Here is an 18,883-nt window from a genome sequence, read left to right as displayed (position 1 = left end):
CAATATGTTCGGTGTTCGCGCCTGTCGCTCAATCCGGCCGACGCAAGCCCGGATCTCGTCTTCTCTCATTCCCGCGGCACACAGGAGGCCACTGCTTTCATGCCCGAATCCTTGGAATTCCCGAACGAAGGAGAACTGGAGCCGGTTCGTATCCCGGACTCGCAGCTGGAGGGGATCGAAGCCAGTGTCCGTCGGCTGATGGAACAGTCGGCGCAGCAGGCACGGCAGCTGGATCATCTGGCCTCCGCGCCGGCCCCCGGCGGTTCCCCGTTCGCCGCATTCGGCATGCCCGGATTCGGCGGGCCGGTTTCGGCTGCCCCGCCGGAGCCGCGCCCCATCTTGGAACTGGAGGGTGAGGCGTACGAAGACGAACTGGACGCTCTGTCGGACTGGGTGGACGACTGGCTCATGCCTGTCTACGGCGCGGAGGTCACCACTGCGGCGCCCTGGTGCCTGCAGTGGCAGGAGCACGACGACGTTGTTGCCTGGCTTCACGCCTTGTGGCTCGCCTACCAGCAGCACAAGGATCCCGAGGCGGGCTTGGCGGGGATGTTCGTGTGGCATCGCGACTTCCTCACGCATGCCATGGCGGCGATCCGCGCACCCGGCGGGCCGTTGTCCGCGTGCATGACCTCGCCAGAGCGTCCCGCGCACCGCATTCTGCCGGGCCCGCCCCCGTCGGCACGGAGCGAGAAGACGGCGGCCGAGCCGGAGGCGCCCGCGCCCGGTGAGTCCGAGCTGGCGTCATGAGCGAGGGGCAGCAGCGGCCGGCCTTCGGCCTGAGCTTCGACCCCCGAGCCCTGACCGACCTCCTTCAGGCGCCCAGCGGCATTCGCGACCTCACCCTGGCCTATCTGCAGGAAGTGGTGAACGCTGAGCGCTTCGGCCTCCGGCTCACGGGCGACCTGGAGGGCTACCGCAAGCTGTTCGTGGACGCCAGGAAGGACTGGCGGGTCGTCTACGGCGTGAGCCCGGCACCCGAGGCGTCGGCTCACTCACGCGAGATCCACGTGGTGGCCATCCGGCCGCGGGCAGGCAACGACGTCTACGACGAGGTCGGCCGCCGCCTGGGGATGGCCCGACGGCCGCTGAGCGCCCGCACGCACGCGGCACGCTCCCGCTCCCCGCAGCTCACTACCGGCGGACCAGTGCAGAGGCCGGCACCGCTGCCGTCCGCGATGCCGGGCCTGCCCCGCCCGGCGCAGAGCCCTTCGCAGCTTCGCACCCGCTGACCTGAAGGAGCCGCCTATGCCCCCAGATTCCGCGCCCGCGGCTGCACGGCGCGCTGTGTCCCAGCTCGACCTCCGCATCGAGGCGGTGACGGGCCACAGCGTCGACACCCTGTGGGCCCACCGCGACCGCGGCGTCCTTGATGCGCCGCATGCCGAGCTGGTCGACCGGCACCGTGAACTCGCCCGTGCCGAGACCGGCGTGACCTTCTACTGCACCCTCCTGCACCGACTGTCCTCGGGTGAGTTCCCCGTCGATGCCGCCTTGCTCGAACGGATCGATCGCACCGTGGACCAGCTGGAGGAGGCGGCCACCGCCCGCGACGCCGCCGCGCGGCGGGTGCTCGCGGCGCTGGAGCCGATCGAGGTTGCCGCCCGATCAGCACCGATCTCCCGTGAACAGCCGATTACTACTGCCGACCAGGCGGCGCTGCTGGCCATCGCCGGCGGCGCAAAGCTCTACGAGCACCTGCTGACCGGCCGACTGTCAGTGACTACCGGGTCCGGCACCCGCATCTCCTACGCCAAGCTGCAGCGCCTTGAGTCCGACGGTCTCGTTGCCGTCGACACCTGTCACCCGGTCCACGCCGGCCAGCCGATCAGTCTGACCGACGCAGGCCGCGCCGCGCTGGTCGAAAACCGCCGCCCCAAGCCGGCCGAGGCGCCGCTGCCGGCGGCGCGGCCGGGAGCGTGGCCGTCCGCCCCCGCACAACGACGCTGACCCGAAAGGCTGCATGCCCACCCACGAACCCACCCGACCCGCTGACCGAGATCCGGGCCCTTTACTGGACTTCCGGGTGGACGACAACGTCGACGAGCAGACAAGCGAGGCGTTCTACCGACTCATCGGCGTGAACGAGGACATGCTCGACCCCCTCGCCGAGCACCACAGCGCCGATAACACCCGCAGCTTCTACGTCCTGTTCGACCGCACGGCCACCTGGGACCACCCAGGTGTGCCGCAGTACGTGGCTCTCTACCTGCAACGAGACCACCAAAGGCGGACGTTCCGCTTCGAGCAGGCGCCACTGCCTCTGCCTTCCATGGCGCAGTCCTGGCTGATCCACCGCGGCTGTCCGCCCGAGTCCATCGCACTCGACCCCGAACGCGGCACCGTGCCGGCCGACGAGGCGACGCGGGCCCTGGAGCAACGGCTCATGAGGGACGGGGACCACTACGCGCTCGGCTGGTCCTACACCCGGGACGACCCGGACGACTGGGTCACCCTCGCGACACTGCGCGCCCTGGACGAGCGCGCCCCGTCACCGTTCCGCGTCGTGGTCGAGGAAGTCGATATCCAGGCGGGAACGCACACGCTGCGCGAGGGCGGCTTCGAAACAGTCCAAGAAGCCCTGAAGTGGTGCGAAGGCCGCCTCAGCGGCACGGGTAAGGCGCTCCCGCCTGTCAAGCCGGCGCCATCTCATTCCCGCCCGGCTTCCGCGCCGAAACCGGCCCCTGACTGCTCACCGGGACGTTCACGCTAAAGCCGCGATCCCGGCTTGCGCGGCGAAACATAGCCGATGATCGCCGGTTGGCCAAACCGGCGAATCTCCGGACTCTTATACGGCCGCCGGGACAACCCCGCTTCGGCACTCCCCTACATCTCTTCTCCTCGAATGGAGGCTACTTCCGCATGCGCGCAACCCGAATTGCCGTAACCGCCGCAATCCTCGGCGCCCTTGCCCTGCCGATCGCGTCGGCAACGACCGCCACGGCCGCCCCGGCATCCGCCCTGACCGCCCAGTCCTGCAACGACCCTGGTCCGTGGGTCATCGGCACCAAGGCCGTGACCATCCGCTCCAAGGCATCGGCCAAGTCCACCCCCGTCGGCATCCTGTACCGCGGGCACAAGTTCACCGTCCACAAGACCAGCGGTCACTGGCGCTACATCACGGACCGAACGACGGGTGTGAAGGGCTGGGTGTCTGCTACCTACGTCTACCGCGACGTCCGTATGTGCCTCGACTGAGACCCACCGTGTGGGATCCCAGATCCCCTGTCCTTTTCCCACTGGCGATGCCCACGCGTGTCCAACAGGACACGGGGATGGGAATCCGCGGGTGAAGCGCCTCCTGCCGAGCCAGGAGCGGCGCCGCCGCAGAGGAAGTGGACACCAAGCGGGACGGCCACCAAACCCGCTGGTCAGAGCGATTCCAGTGGACAGCCCGAGCGGAACCTGCACCCGCCGCCACCCCTATCACCGGCCCGGCCGCGAACGGCCCGCCGACCCCCACCCGTTTCCAGGAGGAAGCCACCATGCTCGCGCTCAAGCGCACCGCCGTCACCCTGCTCGCCGCCGCCGCTGTCGCCGGCACCACCCTCGCCACCGCCGGAACGGCTTCCGCGGCCAGTTACCACTGCACGACCAGCAGCCACTCCGTGGACGACCCGTCGTACTCCGCCCCCGACTCCGACAACTGGGACTTCGACGTGAAGCTGTGCGCCATGCGGTCCGGCGGCTACATCTACACCACGGCCACGGTCTACTGGGACGGCCCCTACTCGGACAATACGAACAACAGCTTCACCTTCAACAAGGCGCGCTTCCATCTCCAGACCAAGAAGAGCGTGAGCGGCCCGGACAAGGTCGTGAAGTCCGCCAACTACACCGGGCTTGAGCACGCGCTCGAGAACAGCAGCGCCGCGGGCAACGGCTCGTACAAGACGGGGACGCTCGTGTACAAGGCCGGCTCGGGCCGTTACCTCGCCGACGGCTACATACAGCTGGACTGGTCGGGTGACGGCAAGGACTACCGGGCCCCGATCCTGTTCACCGCATCCCCGACGGTGTAGACGCCCCCCGCGTCGCACGGTTGCTTCCGCACCGCGTCTGGGAAGTGGACACGTCCAGGGGACGACCACCAGCGGACACAGGGCGGTACGACAACGAACCCCCTTGGTCAGAGCGCTACCAGTGGACAGCCCGACGCGGAACCTAAACACCGCTCATAACGCGGGCGTATTCCGATGCCTTTGAACGCTGGGGTCGCCGCCCACTCTCCTCCCTGCAGTTCGAGGACAGCTGTGTCCTTTGAAGAGGAGTTTCCCTTGCTCAATGCCTCACCCGATTCGACAGACCATGTCGTGGGCGTGCTCACGGAACAGATCGAAGCCTGCTTCGGAATGCGCGTCGACCAGTTGAAGGCCGCCGTCGCCGCTGCGCCGAACGCCAATCCCAACGCCATCGACGTGGTCAAGTGGTACGGCCTTCTCCTTGATTCGCAGGCAGCACTGGAACGTACGGAGGACGATCTCGTGTCCGCGCTGGAGAACCAGCCCAGTGAGGTCGACGACCCGACGATGGGGTTGGCGCATCGGGTTAACGCGGCCGTCACCGCCCGTGACGGGCGGGCCATGGTCGTGCGGTGGCTTCTCGACCCGAACGCCGCCGGCAAGCAGGATGCGTCCGCCCGGCAACTGGCCCGCTTCCGCGGTCGCCAGGGACCGGCAGTGCCCACCAGTGCTCCGCCGCAGCCAGCGACCGCGCCGCAGCCGGGAAGGAGCCTTGCGCGGTGAGTGCCCAGCTCAAGCTCAGCTCCGCGGACGACCGGCTGCACCAGGTCTTCGGCGCTCCGGTCGGCGACCTCTACACGGCGGCCATCCGTCCCGATGCGTCCCCTGCGCTGTCCCGGGCACTGGAGCTGCGGTCCTCTCTCGCCTTGGCCGAGGAGCAGGTCGCCCGGGTCCGGGACCGCGTGCGCGAGGCGATGGTCGCGGACCGTGACATGGACGAGCTGTCCGCAGAGGACCTGCGCATGGACGCGCAGTGGCTGGAGGCGGAGCTTGATGCCCGCGACGGCTACCGCGCCGCGCTGGATGACCTGCTGCGCACCATGCCCCCACCCGGGCAGCGCGCCCGGGCCGTCCGCACCGCGCAGCCGACTCTCGCCCCCGCCCTGCCTCCGGCCGTGGCCGCCCCGGCACCCCTGAGTGCCGGGGCGGCCCGGGCCCGCCGACTGTGAAAGCTCCCGCTTGACCCACCCGACCTCCGCCGAGATAGCCGGACGGATCGAGGACCTTTACGGCGCGCCGCTTGCCGCCCTCGTATCCCATGCTCAGGACCAGCCGCCCGGCATGCTCTCCGCGCTCCTCGGTCTGCACGACTCGCTCGCCTTGGCCGAGCGCAGCATTGCCTTCCACCGCGAGCGCCTCGCTCAGCTCGTCCACCCGGAGCGGCAGGTCAGCGCACACGAGGTGTCGCACGTGCTCGACTGCGCACGCCGGCTCGTCGAAGCGGTCGCCGTACGAGATATCCAGGCCACGTCGGCCTCGGCCGTTCTCCAAAGCCTGGTCCGGGTCACCCCGCCCGAGCCGTCCCCTGCTCCCGTCGCGGTGCCTGCAACCCCTCCCGCTCCGGACGCGCGCGCCGCACCAAGCCGCTGACCTGTCGCGGTTTCCCGTTACTTACCCAGGAGTTCCACCCTTGGCCCTCACCGGTCTGCCTTCCGACACCGATGCCGACATAGCCCGGGTCACTGAGGCACTCGCGATGATCACCCCACGCTGGACCGTGCGGATCCTGCTCGCCCTTGCCGGACAGCCGTTGCGCTACAGCGAGATCGCCAGCAAGGTGCCCTGGCTGCACAACGGCCAGCTCCACCCCAAGCTGCGACAGCTGTGCGAGGCCGGCCTCGTCGAGCGGATCGAACACAGCTCCCGGCACGTCACCTACGGCCCGACCGACCGCGCTACCGAACTGCTGCCGGTACTGCCGCTGATCGTCACCTGGGCCGAGCGGTATCTGGAGAAGCCGCAGCGACCGCTGTCCGCGATGGAGCAGGTCGAAGACAGCCTCACGTTGCTGACCCGCCGGCACGCCGCGGCGATCTTGTGGGTGCTGAAATCCCGTGATGAGGCCAGCGCTCACTTCCTGGCCAAGATGGTCATGCCCGGCAGCGACTGGACCAACATCTACCCGCCGCTGCGCCAGCTCGTCGGCGACGGCCTGGTCGACACCGCCGGCAAGGGGCAGCCCTACCGTCTGTCCTCCGCGGGCGAGGGCCTGGGGCCCGTCCTCGGCGCTCTGTCCGCCTGGTCAGCGGGCCAGTCCCTCGCCCAGGCCGCACAGCACCCGGTCTGGGGACGCCCGCAAACCGGGCCAACCCGGATGTGGGTCAGCAACCAGACGCGCCTGCCCGCCCCGGCCACCGTGCCTGCGCCCAGCGGGACCGGCTACGCCGCTCGCCTGACCTGGCAGCACGGCGACCTTTTCTCCCACGCAATCCCGCCCCGTCCCCTGGCGGCACTCTCGGCTGGAGGCCCGCGCCGATGACCACCCTCTCCCCATCCGAGGTCCAGCACGCGTGCTCGCTGCTCTCCGCGCCTGCCCTGATGCGCCTGATCACTGAGATCGACGACAACGGCCCCATCCCGTCGCGCGGCCTGGGGCGCACGCTCGCCGACCTTCCCGCGCAGCACCTGCGCCACACCGCCGAACAAGCCCGTGCTCTGGGCCTCGTCCGTCACCGGCCGGGCGTCGGTCTCACCCTGACCACGTCCGGATCGCACCTGGCCGATCTCTACGACGCGATGGCTCGCTGGGCCCGCCGCCACGCCTACCCGGCGCCGGTCTGTGACTTCACCAGCCGTATCCAGCACACCCTCGCTCTCCTTGCCGATCCACCTGTCCCTGTCTCGCAGGCCGATGCCCAGGCACACGCCGCCGGCTCACCGACGAGCGCAGAGGCCACCGAGGATGCCCTCGCCGGACCGCGCGACCTCCTTCACGAGTGGCTGCACACCAACCCACAAGTGATTCCGGACGTCGACCACGAGCTGGCCGCGTGAGGGTAGAGAGAGGCTGGCAGGCCCGACGTCCCTCCCTTTTCCGCGGTGTCTACCTGCCCCGCTCGGCTGACGGTGCCGCATTCGCGATGACCACCTATGGCATCCCCCTCATCGTCGTCGCGACGACAGGATCGGCCACGCTGACGGGAGTTGCCTTCGCGCTCGAGTGGCTCCCGCGCCTGGTGGCGTTCACGGTGGCCGGCTCCCTCGTCGACCGCCACGGCGTCGCCCGGGTCTTCCGTAGCGCATGCATCGGGCGGGCCCTGGCCGTGCTGATGGCCGCGCTGCTGCTGGCCGTCCCGGACTCCGAGGTGCCGTCAGCGGTGACGGTGATGACGCTCGCTCCGTTGACCGGCTTCCTCACCGAGTGCAGTTACATCGCGGCGGAGACCGCCGGCGGCGAGGCGAGCCGGACGGCCGGACTCGGGGCACACCGGGTGCAGTCCGTCCTGCTGGCCATCGACCAGACCGCCATGCTGGCTGGACCCCTGGTCTCCGGCCTGCTGCTGGAGCACGGGGGACCGGCGCTCATGCTCAGCACGCTCGCCGCTTGCTCCCTGCTCGCTGCGACCCTGCTTCCGCGCCAGCCGACCGCACCGAACCGTTCCGTACAGAGCAAGACCGGTGTACGGGCCGGTTGGGACACTCTGCGCGCCCTTCCCGCCCTAGCCTGGCTGGTCGGCGGCCTCCTCGTCTCCAACACGGCCATCGCCTTGCTGCAGGCAGCCATGCCGGTCATCGTGGTCACCGAGCTGGGACGCTCCAGCACCGATGCCGGACTCATTTGGTCCGCCGCCGCCCTCGCCTCCCTGCTGGCCATCGCCTGCGCTCGCCGCGCCATCGACCGGTGGGGGCTGTGGTCCGTCGGCGCCACCGCCGCCGCCGTCGCCGCCGGAGCCACCCTCGCCATCGCCCAGGCCGACACCTACCGCGAATACGCCCTGCTGATCGCCGCCCTGATGGCCGGCGAGGGCGGCCTCACCGTCGTCCTGCGCACCCTGCGCTCCCACCTCATCCCGCCCGGGGTGTTCGGCAGCACCCTGAGCCTGACGATCCTCCTGCTCCTTGTGCCCTTCCCCGTCGCCGGCCTGCTCGTCGCGACCATCCCGCATGACGAGATCGGGCACGCCATCACCGCCGCTGCCCTCCTGCAGGCCCTCGGCCTCTTCGCCGCCTTCGCCCGGCTGCGCACCCTACGCCCCACGCCTGCCTGAGCCCTCGCCCCGAAAGGAACGCTGCGTCCATGCCCCTGACCGCACAGGACGGACTGCCCGGCCTCGAATACCCGCACCAGGACGGCCGCCCCACGATCACCGACCAGTTCCGCGCCTTCGATGCCGAGCATCCGCGGATCTACCGGGCCCTGGAACAGCTCGTCGAGGAACGTCTTGCTGCCGGAGCCGAGCGGGTCGGGATGAAGGCGCTGTTCGAGGCCCTCCGCTGGCGCTGGCCGGAGGGGGCCAAGGGCCTGAACAACAGCTACACCGCCCTGTACGCGCGCAGGCTGCTCGCCGTCCATCCGGAGTGGGCGTCCGTGATCGAGGTCCGTCGCCGGCGCAGCCCGTGAAGCCCCTCGGCCACCTATCCCATATTTGATCTTTGAGGAGTTCGTTCTTGTCCGACCGTCCTGTCGTCCTGGTCGTCGCTGCCGCCGACATGGAAGCCGAGGGGTATCGCGGCTACTGCCTTCAGTCCGTGGCTGCCGGCTACGACGTCGTCCTGATCACCGGCGAGGAGCCGTCGTGGGAGGTGCCGTACATCCGGGACTGCGTGGTCGTGCCCGACCCGACCGATCAGGCGGCGCTGTCCGCCGCCGGCCGTACCCTGGCTGAACGGTACGACGTGGCAGGCGTGTTCACGTGGACCGAGTGGTACCTCGTGCCCGTCGCCCGACTCGCGCGCCAGCTCGGCCTGCCCACCACCGCCCCGGAGGCCATGCAGGCATGCCGCAACAAGGCCACCTCGCGCAGCCTGTTCGCCCGGCATGGAGTCCCCTCGGCCGCCTCGGCGAGCGTCCGCACCCTCCGGGAGGCTCAAGGCGCGGCCGAACGGATCGGCTACCCCGTCGTGCTGAAACCTGCCGCGCACGCGGCCAGCATCGGAGTCATCCGCGCCGACAGCCCTGAACAGCTCACCGCAGCCTTCGAGTTCGCCGACAAAGCCGCCGGTCTGGGGCGGGAGAACACCAGCGTGCTGGTCGAGGAGTATCTCGACGGACCCGAGGTTTCGGCCGAGTGCGTCACCTACCGCGGCGAGACCACCGTGGTCGCGATCACCCGCAAGACCGTCAGCGCCCCGCCGTACTTCGAGGAACTGGCCCACTCGGTCGATGCCGCCGACCCGCTGCTCGACATGGTCGCCCCGGCTGCACGGGCCGCGATCCGCGCCCTCGGGATCACAGACGGCGTCGCTCATGTCGAGATGCGCCTGGTCGACGGCCGCCCTCGGCTGGTCGAGGTCAACGGCCGGATCGCCGGCGACATGATCGGCCACCTGGTCCTCCTCGCCACCGGCATCGACCTGCCGCGCGCCGCAGCCGACATCGCCTGCGACCTCACCCCCGACCTCACCCCCACCCGCTCCTCGGCCGCCGCGATCCAGCTGCTCTACCCGGAAACCTCCGGCACCCTGCGGCGCCTGCACTTCAACGGGCCGCGCCCGCCGTGGCTGGACCGCGTCCACTATCAGCACCAGGTCGGCGACCAGCTCCTCCTCCCGGCCGACGGCGGCGACATGTTCACCGCCCGCATCGGCTACCTGATCACCACCGCGCCCACCGCCGACCTCGCACAGGCCCGCGCCGAGCAGGCCCTCCGTCGCCTCCACATCGATGTCGCACCGCACACGGCCGGCGCCACGGTGGTAGGCGGTCGGGCTGCATGAGCCGTACCACCGCCTTCGCCCGCCGCAGCCGAGGGCTGCTGACCGGATACTTCCGGGAATGCGACGAGTTCCCCTTCGCGTCCACCTACGAGGGCGCCGCCGGATCCAGGTACAACCCACGCCAGGATCCGCTCAACTTCAGCGTCATGCCGGTCTCGAAGGACAGCAATGGAGCTGCTGGCAACCTGCTCGCTCAGTACTACAAGTTGAACCGCATCATCGACGGCCCTGACGACGGGTTCATGGTCAAGATCACCTCGTAGGGGATCCGAACAGTGTGGGCCAGTCCCACGAACACAACAGGGCTGGCCCGCACGAATCTGTCTAGGGGTGTTACGACGCCGCTGGCCAGAATTGGATGACGTAGCATTCGACGTCGTGCGGAACGCTATGCTGCGCAAGTTCCGCTACTTCCTTGCGTCCCGCGCACATTGCCCTTACCGCCCAGGTGGCAGGCCTCCTCGACAACTCAATTTCCATGTCATCGGTCATCGGGCCACCCATGCTCCAAGCGCGCAGCTTTCCGGATACGCATCGGATTGTCGCCTCGGCAACCTCATCCCAATCACCGGACGCGGCCGGGGAACTTGGGGTAGGGGGTTCTGCATCCCACTCCTCGACAGTGACATCCGCCCTGTGAGTGTGGCCGGCGCTCGTGAAATCCAAGCGTCCTGGATGGGGCATGAGAAACTCACCGGCTTCAAATCCATCTGGGAAAGTGTCGGGTACGTAATCGTCATCCCAGTCTTGAAGTGCCCATCCGTAGAACTCCACACGCACCGGCACTACCAGTCGCCTGACCTGCTCAGCCACGAAGCCTCCTCACGTACAGACCCTGGCCGAGAAGATATCGGAGGCCACGTGAACTCCAGTCGCCATCTGGGTTGATGGCCGGATATGCGACTGTTCTGGCCGATCAGCCTCTCACGGCCCGGCGTTGTCGTTACCGCGGCAGCTGCCACGGACATCGGCTCGCGCCAGATGGCGCACACCGTGAGCGTCGGAGAACGCCAGCTCCAGCAGAGCTGCGGAAGGGGAAGCTGCGAGCGGTGCCGCTCACCTCGGGCCCGAACCGTGGGACGCACGTCGAGCCCGACGCGCCCAGGGTGACCGAGGAATAGAACGGAACCAGTGGGTGACCGTGGGCGTCGTCCCGGACCTGGCAGCCGCGAAGGCGTTGCTGTACCCGCCGCCTCCGGTGGACGAGAAGCCTGCCGAATGGGACCGGCCGGCACGGGCGTCGTGCTCGACTGGCTGAAGCCCACGAGCGCCCGTTAAGAGCGTGATCTGGCGAGGCGCGCCCAGATGGTGATCGCGACCGGTATGTCGTTCGCGGCCTCGCCGAAACAGGACCCCGATTTGCTGATTGGCGAGGCCGTGTTCGACAGCGAGTCCGTGCACGAAGCGCTGATGGGTCTGTCCTCTGACATCGATCCACGCCGACCTCTGCAACGAGCGGGGGCGGATGCCTTGGCCGCCATGTCCCCGCTCGTCGCCCTGCGTCCGCCCTTGATCGTGTACTGCAACAGGCGGTTTGGGCTGGATCCCGAGGCGACGGACGCGCAGAGCGAGCAGTGCCGACTCTGGGTCGACTCCAAGACGGCGCGCTCGTGACCGAACTTCGACCAGGCCCAGGTCAGCGGTCACAGTGGCGACCGAAGGGATCAAGAAACTGCAGACGGCGCTCGCGGAATTCACTGGAAGTCACGTCACAGCTGTGGCGTAGCGCGGAGCGCCCGTTCAGCGAGCAGCAGAGCCGCCACGCTGCACGGTGGCCAGAAAGAAGTGCGTACGCGCAGGGGTGGTCGCGGGCAGCGGATCAATCACGCCCAGGGCTCGCACCTTGGTCGCGACGACGCCAGTTTCCTCCTCCAGTTCCCGCAGAGCGGCCTCGCCGGGCGCTTGGCCGCCGGTTCCCCCGCCGGGCAGATGCAGCACCCGGCACTGCTGGAGGTAGAAGTCATCTTCGACCAGAGCGACTCGCTGGGACTGGTCGACGGCTACGACCCGCACGTCGTCGCCGACAGTGGTGTGCTCGTAGGTCCCAGGGCGGCCGTCGGGCCGGATCACTTGGTCGCGGTACAAGGAGATGAACGGTCTGTCGTGCACCAGATCAGTCTGTATGCGCTTCCAGCTCATTCCCCTTCCTCAGGATGGTCTCCGGCGGTGCTCCATCATGGCGCTGCACCGGTGATCGCGCACCGCTGCCTCGGCCCTGGCTCCTCCGCCCCACGCCGCCTTGGCGCTGCTCTGGGCGCGTTTGGGGCCGCGAGACCACCTAGCCGAGTGCCGTTCGGGTAGCGGAGCCGCCAGCGGGTCCGTAGACCGGACTTATGGTGCTGCGACCGCCCGTGGAACCCATGCTGGCGCAGGCCCGAGACAGCCTGCCCCCTGCCAGCGCGCTCCCCGGCGAACTGATCTTCCAGCCGAAGTGGGACGGGTACCGGGCCATCCTGTTCACTCCCTGGCCGGCCCCCGGACCCGTGCTGCTTCAGTCCCGCCGCGGCGCCCTGATCCAAGCTCGCTTCCCCGACCTGGTCCGCGACGCCGCTCGCCTGCCCGCCGGCCTGGTCCTCGACGGCGAACTGGTCATCTGGGCGGGCAAGCAACTGTCCTTCGAGGCCCTGCAGCGGCGTGCGGCTTCCCGGGGGCGGACCGCCGCCCGGCTCGCCGAGGAGCTGCCGGCCCACTTTGTCGTGTTCGACGCCCTCCAGGTCGACGGGCAGGAGCTGTTGCGGGCGCCGTACGGTGATCGCCGTGCCCGCCTGGAGGCGCTGTTCGCGGAACGCCACCTGACCGACCCGTGGAGTCTGTGCCCCGAGACGACCGACGCAGCCCTCGCCAAGGAGTGGTTCACCACCTGGACCGAGGTGCCCGGTATTGAGGGGCTGATCATCCGGGGAAGCCAGCAGCGGTACCTGCCTGGCGCCCGGGCGCTCATCAAGATCCGCCGCAGGAGCACAACCGAGGGCGTCGTCGGCGCGATCACCGGCGCCCTGCGCCGCCCCCAGAGCCTCCTGCTGGGCCGGTACGACCAGCAGGGGGTCTTGCGGCCCGTCGCGCGCAGCGCACAGTTGCACCCCAACCACGTCCGGCATATCGCGGACCAGCTCACCCCGGCCGCGCCGGGACACCCCTGGGAGGGCGTACGGTTCACGACGACATGGGGGTCCCGAACCCCGCTCGACGTCGTCCTCGTCGAGCCGGAGCTGGTCGCCGAGATCGACGTGGACACCGCCCAGGACCGAGGCGTCTGGAGACATCCCGCGCGATTCGTACGCCTCCGCGAGGACATGGTGCCCGGGGACGTCGCCGCGTTCGGACAGGGAGCTGTGCCTGCCGCCGGGTGACAGCCGCCGATAAGCCGGAGGAATCCTCGGCGGCCTCAGCCGCTCGGCAGGCCCGGCACACGACCTGGGCATCGGATCCGTAGCGGCGCGTCAGCCCCTGGCAGCGTGCGCAGTAGCCGACCTGGTTGGGGGCACATCCCAGCAGCAGCGCGGCGGCGGCCCGGTCCGTTGAAGGGTCGATGCGCTGTGGCATCTCGTCCATGTGACCGAGTGTGCGTCCGGCCAACCTGGGCGGGCAGCTCGCCGACCCTGGATGCTCACGCCAGGTCCGTGCCCAGCTCGGTGTCGGGACGGCAGAACCGGCACGGCTCAATCTTCGGGTCGGTGAGCGCAGCCCGCGCCTCATCTGGCCTGATCCGGTGCGGCGTGCCCTCGATCATCGTGCAGTCGGCGAGGTGGATGAAGGCGGGTTCAGGTCCGTGCGGGGTCCGCTTCTGCTGGACGACGTAGCCGGTCTTCATAGGTGACTGGGCGAAGCCTGGCAGTGGGCCGCCGCCCTTCACTTTGCGCATCGGTCGCTCCGGCTGCCTTGGTCGCTCCTGCTGGGCCGAACCTTCGGCGCGGGCCAGAGCCATCTTGACCTTGTCTCGCTGGAGGCGCAGGTAGATGGCGATGGTCTCGGTCTTGGCGAGCTGCTCGTCCAAATACGCCAGGATTTCCCGGAGCCGGGGTGGGTCAGAGGGCAGCGGCGGGTCAGGGGGTAGCTCGGACATGGCGTGCACCGTGCAGCGCCGCCCAGCCCGCCGACCGCCGGCCCTGCCAGAACAGGTGGAACAGCACCTCCGACGACAGGTGGATCAGTCGCCTCCGGACCGCGGTGCGCGGCCGTGCTGCGAGCTGCCGGTAGGTGGTGTGCCACTCCTCTTGTGCGCGAGCGAGGTCGTCGGGAATCGGACTCATGGCCAGATTCAAGCATGTGTTCGATTTCCTCGGCCACTCCACCCGTCCATGTGTGACGTTTGGTTGTGGCTGAGCGCCTCAGTTGGCCATTGAGTGCTCCGGTTGGCCACGGCGCTCAAGGTGCTGTGCGACTGGTCCTCTGTAGAAGCGAAGTGCAGAGGTCACCGCGGGAGGAGGCTGCGCTCAGGAGGTCGTAGTAACTTCGGCGCTACCTGGCGTGCTCTGGGGTGCCGCTGATTCCCACACGTCCTCTCCAGGGTTGCGTTGGACGTGGGAGGTGAAGTCGGGGTGCTCGTCGAGCCAGCTTGCCAGGTTGGTGCGCGAGCGATGGCCACCTGGCGCAACCTCACCAATGGCGGACTCCGCCTCGCAGGCGTCGTTCACAGGAGTCCCAGCCGACGCCTCCATTGTTCCAACTCGGAGGTTTCCATGCCAGAGGACTGCACAAGTGCCGTGTCGAAAAGCTGGATGAATTCACCTCGCAGCGGCCACTGATACGCCAGAAGTCCACGCAGAATGGCCAGAGCGGCTGTGTTGCCCACTTGGAGTAGGGAGAATGCCAACTCCACAACTTCTGGCAGTTGTTCGGCCGTCCCGGCATCGATGTCGCGAGCCCTCGTCGGCTCCGCCGAAACCAGATGAAGGACGAGGTGCTGGGGCCAGCAGGGCGGGAGTTCCTCCAGGGGCACTGTCCATTGTCCACGAAACTCGCTGTAGCGGCGCACTATCACGGGATTAGTCATCACCGATTCGAACAGTATGAGGCGAATTAGAGAATCACCAGAATCCTCATAGAGAGCGTCAAGAAATTCATCCCGAGGCAACTCCCCCTGCTTTGCCAGCCACTTGAGGTACCAAACCCAGGACTGCATGGACAAGAGATCTGTGTCCGCTTCGGCTAGATCGGCAGCACTGAGATTACCGGGCAGCCTCTCGTCGCGCCCAAGGAGATCAGCGAACCGCACGGAGTGCGCCTCATTAACGCTCTCCCCATGCACAGGATTCGCCATTCCATCAATAAAGTCAGCACTTAGGCCCAGGAAAGCCTTCATGGGAAGTCCCCTTATGCGTACAGGTGAACGTATTCGCCCCGGGCGTAAGCTCTGCGGATCTTTTTCGTGAGATCGCGATCCGACTCCCGGCGGGAAATTGGCCCTATCAGTGCATTACGCCTGAGGTCGTGGTGAACTTCTTTGAACTCCTCTTCCACGATAACTGCGATGCGCTCATGGTTAAAGGACGAGCTGGCCCCAGTTTTTACGATCTCATGGATTTCGTCCCAGTCCGATACGGCCATCCACACATCGTTCCGACCGGAATACCACCGATTTCGCTGGTCGGGGCGGAACAATACGCAGTCAATCTGAAACGCAGTCCTGAACATGTTACGCATAAATTGGTTAGCCAACTGTGAGTGGCAGGTGAGCAATAGCTGATTGCGGCGAGGCTGAAATCCAACCCACTGCATGTACAGGTCTTGTGAGATCCGGTCCGTCGCGTCATAGACCCGCCAGTTCTCTGGATCGAAGCGAGCCACCACGCCGACTCGACCGAAGATGGCCGAGGAGATCGGAAAAGCCAACGGAGCGACGTAGGTTCCATCACCCCACGTGAACCCGGGAGTCCCTGAGATATGAAGGCGCCCCGTTCCGTTGCGGTAGCCTCTCGCGTACATGGCCGAGGTGTACTTGATGGCCAACGGCATCTTGCCGTCTTCGTCCATGCTTTCTTGCGCCAGCTGCGCCAGGCGACTCTCCGGGTAGCTCATGACATGTCGACATATCTTGTCCCGCAGAGACCGCGGGATAAAATGTTGGTCCCTCATGCCTGACTCCCCTTGAGAAGATCTGAGAGTGTGTCCCACACCTCCCGCTGAGTACTGCCTTCAGAAAAGCGCAGAGGCGTCGGCCTTATCGGTTCGCCGTTGGGCGCATTCAGGGAGGCGTTCAAGCACCATGCCGGCAGGGCAACGGGGATGATCTCGTCGATGCTGACGGTAACCGAGCGGGGTCGGGCCACGCTCAAGGTTTGTGCCCCGGTAATCCCTGTTTGTTCCAGGACCGTACCTTCACCGATCACGATCTCGGGATCGCGCAGCGCGGAAAGTTCAAGAAGGGCTACGTAGTCAGCGGCGCAGTCCGCTCCGGAGAGCCGATCCAACTCGTGAGCCCACTCCTCCGACGAGGCTCGGAGCTCGACCACATGACGCGGCGCCTCCCTCATAGTCGTGCCAACCCCCGATACTTGGAGGCCCGCGTCCCGTCGATAGGCAGCAAGCGAATGCTCTGGATACTCGCATACCAGGCCCAGAGCCGCAGGATTCCTCAGCACCAAGCTGTCCGAGTCCTTACGTGCGCCCGAGAGGGTCAGCAAAGCTATTGCTCCACCGACATCGGGTTCGGCGAGGTCGCCGAACCAGGAACTCAGGTCCTGCCTGACCTCGCTCAGGCGCACACGCGCCACGGCAGGTACGTTGCTGAAGAGCTCCTCTCGATAGGCAGTTGCCGTGCCCTCCAGGACGCGAACCGGTGGCGTTTTCTGCTCGACCTCCGGGCGTTCCTGCTGCGGCCGAAGAACAGCGATTCTCTGATTCTCGTCAGTATGCGCCCAATGCCACTGGCTCTCGCTCGCGACGCCAAGGAGATCCGCGAGGTCGAGATGTGTGACAAGCGCACCCCGCCACTCGGTAGCAAGCCAGCGAAGTTCTTCCGGCGGAATGCCTGGCAGAAAGGCAGCGCTTCGTACCCCTTCGCCAAGGAGCGCGTCGAACAGCAGGCGCACCAGATCGGCAGGCCAGCCATAGGACATCCAGAGTGGGCGCCCCCCAGGACCGGGTACAGACCCCTTGAGATGGAATCGCTCCCGGTCTGACGGCGAAGGCTCGCCGTCGAAACAGATAAGAAAGACGGGTTCCTGCATCGCATCTCCCAGGGCAGGAGTCGCTCGGCAGACGTCGGCCTAGTGGACATCGCTCAACACACCAACGAGCCCTACAAAACACCCTAGGTCTGCGCTCGGTTGACGCAACTCGGGCTCGACCACGCCCACATGGGCACCGTCGCAGAGCCTTCGTTGCCAGTGGTCAACGGCGCCCCAGCAGCACCCGGCCACGCCACCCGCTCCCCGGGCACGCAGGCTGTCCACGACACGCTGCCGACGACAAGCCGGACAAGATCACGCCACGAGATCGAACACGGTGTGCACGAGTGCCCCGACCATGGGTGACGAAATTCAGGATCCCCACTTTGTCACAGACCTGACTAAGTAGATAAATCGTCAATTTGCTGAGGCCCTGTGCGGGACAGGTCCAAGATGCGACTGCCTGGCACAGGGGTGATTCTGGATCCATGGACCCAGGCGTCGCTCACGCGTTGAGGGAGACCTTCAGCATGTCAGTTCAAGCGCAAGCTGCGGTGATATCAGGAATTGCGGCATTCGTTGGAGTTCTAGTAGGAGAAATCTTCCTTCGCCAGCGAACCAGGCAAGCAAGGAAGCAAAGCATTGAGTCAACATTCGAGACGTATGCTCAGCCTATCGCGGCCAGCTCATCTGAACTCTTCTGGAGGCTTCGAGAGCTCTTCGGGCGGCAAAGGGACGAGGTCTACTTGAAGGGACATGAACATTTCACAAATTATGAACACTACAAGGCCACTAGTACCCTATATCGCATCGCTGGGCTTATCGCCTGGATTCGCGCCCTCCGTCGAGAGTTGGTTTATATCCCAGGCTCAAAGCCGTCAAAGGTAAAGGAGCTGGATAAGGCGTTGCAGGCGTTTACCTCGGCCCTTGCCGACGGTGGACATGTTGAGGTGCGGAGGGTCGAGTCGTTGATACGTGCCTTGGATATAGATGCACAGTTCGCCAATGAGAGCATCGCTCGATCAGGCTCTATCCTCCACCGGCAGGTGGACCATTACCTACATGAACAAGAAGCCGTAAGTGTTGAGCACCTCACATCTGAGCAGCAGAGAGGGCTGGCTCGAATACTTTCCAAGACTCTTATGGAATCTCTGGACTGCGACCAGGGGATATCTGAGAAAATTGAAGAATCTATCAATAGCGTGATGGCGGCCCTGGCTGTGCGCGAGGCGTATGTCTATCGTGATTGGCAGTCTGCAATCGGCGACCTCATGCTAAGGGAGGTCGGTGGGGGGCAAAGGCAATTCGAGGTTCTTGGGTTCAAGGAATTTGAATCCATCTGCAGTCAAGGGCGAGAAGAAGACAAGCTCTGGCTCCGAAGGTTGAACGCAGTTATTGATGATCTCGACACCTCTGGTGATCGGGAGAAGGATGCTCGCATTACTCAACTGTACGAAGTCTACCTGGCTGCAGCTAGGATAATAATGGCACTTGACCAGTCGAAGGCTATGAAGTCACGCATCTCCGATGTCACTCTCATAGCTGCACAAGAGGTGGCTTCCCAGCGTTTATAGAGAATCACCATGGGATTCCGAGAAGTTGACTCGGACATGACGCAGCCGCGATTTCACCATTATTGGAGGGCATTTCCAGTTCGACGGTTTGCGGGGTCGCCCGCGTTGAGTTGACGAGCATGGCCTCGGCCATGCGAGGCTGACTTTGAAGCCCCTCCTCCGCGTTCGGCTTCATCGAGTGGCCTTGCCCTGGTGCCCAATCTGCTGGACACGTAGCTGTATACAAGGCTGGGGCACCTCCCGCCGAACGCTGACACCGCCGTCCGGGCCTGTGGCCGAAGGAAGGGCGCGCAGCCGCTGG

At 66.6% G+C, this 18,883-nt stretch carries 26 protein-coding genes; 19 read left to right on the top strand and 7 right to left on the bottom strand.

All coding sequences use genetic code 11. The annotated features are described in order from the left end of the window. The first annotated feature begins 198 nt into the window (after positions 1 to 198). The 15 genes from BEK98_RS22875 (at position 199) to BEK98_RS22805 (ending at position 10,162) form a co-directional block, all read left to right on the top strand. Complete coding sequence (locus BEK98_RS22875) at positions 199 to 750, top strand: DUF4913 domain-containing protein (protein ID WP_167444238.1); 552 nt, start codon at positions 199 to 201, stop codon at positions 748 to 750. Further along, positions 747 to 1,232 carry a hypothetical protein gene (locus BEK98_RS22870; protein ID WP_094218511.1) on the top strand — a complete coding sequence of 162 codons (486 nt, stop codon included), beginning with the start codon at positions 747 to 749 and terminating at the stop codon, positions 1,230 to 1,232. The genes BEK98_RS22875 and BEK98_RS22870 overlap by 4 nt, the downstream gene beginning before the upstream one ends. A 16-nt stretch (positions 1,233 to 1,248) precedes the next feature. Then, positions 1,249 to 1,950: a hypothetical protein gene (locus tag BEK98_RS22865; RefSeq protein ID WP_094218510.1), complete on the top strand. Its 702-nt coding sequence runs from the start codon at positions 1,249 to 1,251 to the stop codon at positions 1,948 to 1,950. Between the two features lie 13 nt (positions 1,951 to 1,963). Next, a complete protein-coding gene (locus BEK98_RS22860) occupies positions 1,964 to 2,713 on the top strand; it encodes a hypothetical protein (RefSeq protein ID WP_094218509.1) in 750 nt (249 codons plus the stop codon). A gap of 149 nt (positions 2,714 to 2,862) precedes the next feature. Then, complete coding sequence (locus tag BEK98_RS22855; RefSeq protein ID WP_208643198.1) at positions 2,863 to 3,198, top strand: SH3 domain-containing protein; 336 nt, start codon at positions 2,863 to 2,865, stop codon at positions 3,196 to 3,198. A 287-nt stretch (positions 3,199 to 3,485) separates the two neighbouring features. Beyond that, a complete protein-coding gene (locus BEK98_RS22850) occupies positions 3,486 to 4,022 on the top strand; it encodes a hypothetical protein (RefSeq protein ID WP_094218508.1) in 537 nt (178 codons plus the stop codon). A gap of 330 nt (positions 4,023 to 4,352) precedes the next feature. Then, positions 4,353 to 4,745 (top strand): hypothetical protein, encoded by a 393-nt coding sequence (locus tag BEK98_RS22845; protein WP_341868984.1) that lies wholly within the window; start codon positions 4,353 to 4,355, stop codon positions 4,743 to 4,745. After that, a complete protein-coding gene (locus BEK98_RS22840) occupies positions 4,742 to 5,191 on the top strand; it encodes a hypothetical protein (protein ID WP_094218507.1) in 450 nt (149 codons plus the stop codon). Before BEK98_RS22845 ends, BEK98_RS22840 begins: the two co-directional genes overlap by 4 nt. A gap of 10 nt (positions 5,192 to 5,201) precedes the next feature. Further along, complete coding sequence (locus BEK98_RS22835) at positions 5,202 to 5,612, top strand: hypothetical protein (RefSeq protein ID WP_094218535.1); 411 nt, start codon at positions 5,202 to 5,204, stop codon at positions 5,610 to 5,612. Between the two features lie 40 nt (positions 5,613 to 5,652). Beyond that, positions 5,653 to 6,501, top strand: a complete 849-nt coding sequence (locus BEK98_RS22830) for a winged helix-turn-helix transcriptional regulator (RefSeq protein WP_094218506.1) — start codon at positions 5,653 to 5,655, stop codon at positions 6,499 to 6,501. Continuing rightward, entirely contained in the window at positions 6,498 to 7,016 is a 519-nt protein-coding gene (locus BEK98_RS22825; RefSeq protein WP_094218505.1) for a hypothetical protein, read from the top strand. The genes BEK98_RS22830 and BEK98_RS22825 overlap by 4 nt, the downstream gene beginning before the upstream one ends. 86 nt (positions 7,017 to 7,102) lie before the next feature. Next, on the top strand, positions 7,103 to 8,230 hold the full coding sequence (locus BEK98_RS22820) for an MFS transporter (protein WP_094218504.1): 1,128 nt from the start codon (positions 7,103 to 7,105) through the stop codon (positions 8,228 to 8,230). A gap of 29 nt (positions 8,231 to 8,259) precedes the next feature. Continuing rightward, the gene (locus BEK98_RS22815) at positions 8,260 to 8,583 is read left to right on the top strand and encodes a hypothetical protein (RefSeq protein ID WP_094218503.1); all 324 of its coding nucleotides are present in this window, start codon (positions 8,260 to 8,262) and stop codon (positions 8,581 to 8,583) included. An 89-nt stretch (positions 8,584 to 8,672) separates the two neighbouring features. Continuing rightward, positions 8,673 to 9,899: an ATP-grasp domain-containing protein gene (locus BEK98_RS22810; protein WP_094218534.1), complete on the top strand. Its 1,227-nt coding sequence runs from the start codon at positions 8,673 to 8,675 to the stop codon at positions 9,897 to 9,899. Next, positions 9,896 to 10,162: a NucA/NucB deoxyribonuclease domain-containing protein gene (locus BEK98_RS22805; RefSeq protein WP_094218502.1), complete on the top strand. Its 267-nt coding sequence runs from the start codon at positions 9,896 to 9,898 to the stop codon at positions 10,160 to 10,162. Before BEK98_RS22810 ends, BEK98_RS22805 begins: the two co-directional genes overlap by 4 nt. A 70-nt stretch (positions 10,163 to 10,232) precedes the next feature. Here BEK98_RS22805 and BEK98_RS48610 read toward each other — a convergent pair whose 3' ends face one another. After that, positions 10,233 to 10,712, bottom strand: coding sequence for a hypothetical protein (locus BEK98_RS48610; protein WP_143684151.1), 480 nt, complete (start codon positions 10,710 to 10,712; stop codon positions 10,233 to 10,235). Between the two features lie 74 nt (positions 10,713 to 10,786). Here BEK98_RS48610 and BEK98_RS50090 point away from each other — a divergent pair, with 74 nt between their 5' ends. Both BEK98_RS50090 and BEK98_RS22795 read left to right on the top strand, forming a co-directional pair. Further along, a complete protein-coding gene (locus BEK98_RS50090; protein ID WP_244201937.1) occupies positions 10,787 to 11,020 on the top strand; it encodes a DUF6087 family protein in 234 nt (77 codons plus the stop codon). Between the two features lie 184 nt (positions 11,021 to 11,204). After that, positions 11,205 to 11,513, top strand: coding sequence for a hypothetical protein (locus tag BEK98_RS22795; RefSeq protein ID WP_094218501.1), 309 nt, complete (start codon positions 11,205 to 11,207; stop codon positions 11,511 to 11,513). 126 nt (positions 11,514 to 11,639) lie between these two features. Here the strand turns inward: BEK98_RS22795 and BEK98_RS22790 are convergent, their stop codons facing one another. Beyond that, on the bottom strand, positions 11,640 to 12,008 hold the full coding sequence (locus BEK98_RS22790; protein WP_167444235.1) for an NUDIX domain-containing protein: 369 nt from the start codon (positions 12,006 to 12,008) through the stop codon (positions 11,640 to 11,642). A 251-nt stretch (positions 12,009 to 12,259) separates the two neighbouring features. Here BEK98_RS22790 and BEK98_RS22785 point away from each other — a divergent pair, with 251 nt between their 5' ends. Next, the gene (locus BEK98_RS22785; RefSeq protein ID WP_244201941.1) at positions 12,260 to 13,249 is read left to right on the top strand and encodes an ATP-dependent DNA ligase; all 990 of its coding nucleotides are present in this window, start codon (positions 12,260 to 12,262) and stop codon (positions 13,247 to 13,249) included. A gap of 257 nt (positions 13,250 to 13,506) precedes the next feature. Here BEK98_RS22785 and BEK98_RS22780 read toward each other — a convergent pair whose 3' ends face one another. From BEK98_RS22780 to BEK98_RS48600, 5 genes are all read right to left on the bottom strand, one after another. Then, positions 13,507 to 13,893, bottom strand: a complete 387-nt coding sequence (locus BEK98_RS22780; RefSeq protein WP_244201936.1) for a DUF6233 domain-containing protein — start codon at positions 13,891 to 13,893, stop codon at positions 13,507 to 13,509. 49 nt (positions 13,894 to 13,942) lie between these two features. Continuing rightward, positions 13,943 to 14,149, bottom strand: coding sequence for a hypothetical protein (locus BEK98_RS48605; RefSeq protein ID WP_143684150.1), 207 nt, complete (start codon positions 14,147 to 14,149; stop codon positions 13,943 to 13,945). Positions 14,150 to 14,529: 380 nt separating this feature from the next. Further along, positions 14,530 to 15,201: a hypothetical protein gene (locus BEK98_RS22775; RefSeq protein WP_143684149.1), complete on the bottom strand. Its 672-nt coding sequence runs from the start codon at positions 15,199 to 15,201 to the stop codon at positions 14,530 to 14,532. 11 nt (positions 15,202 to 15,212) lie between these two features. After that, positions 15,213 to 15,917, bottom strand: coding sequence for a hypothetical protein (locus BEK98_RS22770; protein ID WP_143684148.1), 705 nt, complete (start codon positions 15,915 to 15,917; stop codon positions 15,213 to 15,215). Between the two features lie 53 nt (positions 15,918 to 15,970). Beyond that, positions 15,971 to 17,068: a hypothetical protein gene (locus BEK98_RS48600; protein ID WP_143684147.1), complete on the bottom strand. Its 1,098-nt coding sequence runs from the start codon at positions 17,066 to 17,068 to the stop codon at positions 15,971 to 15,973. 428 nt (positions 17,069 to 17,496) lie between these two features. Here BEK98_RS48600 and BEK98_RS48595 point away from each other — a divergent pair, with 428 nt between their 5' ends. Further along, entirely contained in the window at positions 17,497 to 18,582 is a 1,086-nt protein-coding gene (locus BEK98_RS48595; RefSeq protein WP_143684146.1) for a hypothetical protein, read from the top strand. The last annotated feature ends 301 nt before the right edge of the window (positions 18,583 to 18,883 follow it).

This window comes from Streptomyces diastatochromogenes (genome assembly GCF_002242805.1).
Taxonomy (GTDB): Bacteria; Actinomycetota; Actinomycetes; order Streptomycetales; family Streptomycetaceae; genus Streptomyces; species Streptomyces diastatochromogenes.
The sequence above is the reverse complement of the archived record's forward strand: the minus strand, read 5'-3'. Positions and strand labels throughout refer to the sequence as shown.